The organism is Cryobacterium lactosi (assembly GCF_004403945.1).
Taxonomy (GTDB): domain Bacteria; phylum Actinomycetota; class Actinomycetes; order Actinomycetales; family Microbacteriaceae; genus Cryobacterium; species Cryobacterium lactosi.
The window spans coordinates 1-1,467 of record NZ_SOHM01000045.1; the positions used below are offsets into that span (position 1 = coordinate 1).

3 protein-coding genes are annotated in these 1,467 nt (G+C 60.7%); all 3 read left to right on the top strand.

Annotated features, from left to right (window positions below; genetic code table 11):
* Positions 1 to 220, top strand: a 220-nt coding sequence (locus E3T61_RS22210) for a hypothetical protein (protein ID WP_206751538.1), incomplete at its 5' end; no start/stop codon positions are given.
* Positions 221 to 325: 105 nt separating this feature from the next.
* A complete protein-coding gene (locus E3T61_RS20085) occupies positions 326 to 1,051 on the top strand; it encodes a GAF and ANTAR domain-containing protein (RefSeq protein ID WP_134642616.1) in 726 nt (241 codons plus the stop codon).
* A 35-nt stretch (positions 1,052 to 1,086) separates the two neighbouring features.
* Positions 1,087 to 1,467: GAF domain-containing protein (locus E3T61_RS20090; RefSeq protein WP_134642617.1), on the top strand; the 381-nt coding region annotated here is incomplete at its 3' end.

The following is a 1,467-nucleotide window of genomic DNA, read 5'->3' on the forward strand; positions in this document are numbered from 1 at the left end:
GAGACGCATTGGCGTCGCGTGCACGGATTTGAACCCCTGTCGCATCGCCTCAAGACGAAAGGCAGGCCACCGATCCCCGGAACGCTCGATATCGCCAACGGTCACCGGCCCCGCCACGGTCACGTCGGCGGTTGATGATTTCTCCGCCGACGCGACGGAGCCGCGCGATGAGCTGAGTGGCGGTGTCCGGCCGGGCGACGGCATCCCCGAGGAGCGTTGAGTCAAGCGCCTGACGATTCCGAGTTGCTTCTTGGGGCCGTTCTGCGAGGTGGAGTAGCCTGATTGCACCGTTCTAGACCAGGCGGGTGAGGGAGGACGCAATGACGTGGTTTTCAAGACTCATCGCATCGCGCCTCGACGTGCAGTCGACGTGATGCCCGACAGCAAGAAAGTCGTCGTCGCCGCTGATGCCACGGATTTGTGCTCACCGTTCATAGACGAGCTGGGCATCACCGGCGTGTCCATCGCTGTTTTCGGCCCGACGGGCGGTCAATCCACCATCTGCTCGAGTGATGCGGTCGCCGCGCGTATCGATGAATTGCAGTTCGACCTTGGCGAAGGCCCGCAGTGGGCCACCCTCAAATCCGGCACCCCGACGCTCGTGCCCGATGTTCTCACAGGCACCCATGATTGCTGGCCGATTTTTGCAGCTTCGATTGGGGCACTCGACGTAGGCGCACTCTTCGCGTTTCCCTTGCTTATGGGAGCAGTTACTATCGGCACCGTCGGGTTGTACCGGCGAGCTGCAGGAGCCTTGAGCCCGCGGCACATGGAGATCGCAGTGACCCTAGCGTCGGCCTTGGCGGATGTTGCCGTGCGCCACGCCATCGCGGGTGCCGACGATGAGGGCGCTGTAGAGTCGGCGATGACTCCGGCCATGAGGCGCGAGGTTCATCAGGCAACGGGAATGGTCCTTGTGCAACTGGATACCACTGCGACCATCGCCTATTCGCGCCTGCAGGCCTACGCTTTTGCCAACGGTCAAACCGTTCAGGACGTTGCCCGCGATGTCGTGAGTAGGCAGTTGAGCTTCAGATTTCTCCCCGAATAATTCTGCTTCACCTACTGCCGAGAGATGAGCAAGCCATGGCTGACTTCACGCGAGAGTCGAAGCTGAATAGAGCGTTCGTCAAACTTGCCGACACCCTTACGGACGATTTCGACGTCGTTGATCTTCTCCAAACCCTGGTGGAGGAATGTTCGGAAATCCTCGACACCCAGGCTGCGGGTCTCATGCTTCTTGATGGTTTGGGCGAGTTGCAGCTAGTGGCTTCGACCAGTGAAGAAGCGACACTCATAGAGGTCATGCAACTGAACGCGGGCGCCGGACCGTGTGTCGAGTGCTTTACGACCGGGAAGCCGGTGACCGTTGGCGATATCGAGCGTTCCGGGGATCGGTGGCCTGCCTTTCGTCTTGAGGCGATGCGACAGGGGTTCAAATCCGTGCACGCGACGCCAATGCGTCTC